Source organism: Oleiphilus sp. HI0067, from assembly GCF_001635735.1.
The window spans coordinates 1-942 of record NZ_LWFI01000940.1; the positions used below are offsets into that span (position 1 = coordinate 1).

Sequence of the window (942 nt, forward strand, 5' to 3'; positions counted from 1 at the left end):
AAATTAAGCAGCGTTGTCCCGACATGGAGTTGGAAGTTTTCGTTCATGGCGCGTTATGTATTGCCTATTCAGATCGTTGCTTACTATCAGGCTACATGACCCATCGAGACTCAAATCAAGGAGCCTGTACTAACAGTTTCCGCTGGAAATACCAAGCGCATGAAGCGAAAGAAACAATTGAAGGCGACATCATCGCTAAAGCTCCCGGAATACAAACCTTTGACTCCAGTGATATTGGGGATACGGCTAGGATAAACTCTTCGCCAATCTACCTGCTTCAAGAACAAGGCAGACCTAGTGAATATATGCCTGCCTATGAAGATGAGCATGGTACTTACATCATGAACTCGAAAGATCTTCGAGCAGTTCAACATGTGAAACGTTTGATAGATATCGGCGTAGATTCTTTGAAGATAAAAGGTCGAACGAAATCTTATTATTACGCGGCAAGAACAGCTCAAGTATAGCGATAAGCCATTAACGATGCGCTCATCGGTAAAGAGTTCAACATGGGGTTAATGAACGAGCTTGAAGGCATGGCGAATCGTAAATGCACAGAAGGCTTTTACCGACGTCACTTGCCCGATGAATACCAGAATTATGAAACAGGTAATTCTCGGTCCGAGAAACAATTATTTGTGGCTGATTTAGTGAGTCTCGACAAAGAGCAGAGCCGCATCCATTTTATTGCAAAAAATAAGTTCGGAATTAACGACAAACTTACCTTGCTTACACCAGAAGGAAACATTGAAATTTCCGCCAATGACATGCAACTGAGTACAAATGGCAACCATTGTGAGGAAGCACTTGGTTCAGGATACAAAGTCAGTTTGCCATTTAACGAGGTAAGTCACATTTCAGAGACCGCACTGCTGAAAGGTTTGTTAACCAAAAATGTCACATAAACTGCGCCGTACAAAAATATCAATTCTTATCTTGGCA

Annotated in this window: 2 protein-coding genes; both read left to right on the top strand. The window is 42.1% G+C overall.

Features of this window, described 5'->3' with window-relative positions; genetic code table 11:
- Positions 1–467: U32 family peptidase (locus A3739_RS30860; RefSeq protein ID WP_231877067.1), on the top strand; the 467-nt coding region annotated here is incomplete at its 5' end.
- A 42-nt stretch (positions 468–509) separates the two neighbouring features.
- The gene (locus A3739_RS30865; protein WP_068501476.1) at positions 510–905 is read left to right on the top strand and encodes a U32 family peptidase C-terminal domain-containing protein; all 396 of its coding nucleotides are present in this window, start codon (positions 510–512) and stop codon (positions 903–905) included.
- Positions 906–942 lie beyond the last annotated feature (37 nt).

Coding starts and splice junctions, on each gene's coding strand:
- A3739_RS30865 (WP_068501476.1), top strand. CDS start 510: ATGGGGTTAATGAACGAGCTTGAAGGCATGGCGAATCGTAAATGCACA.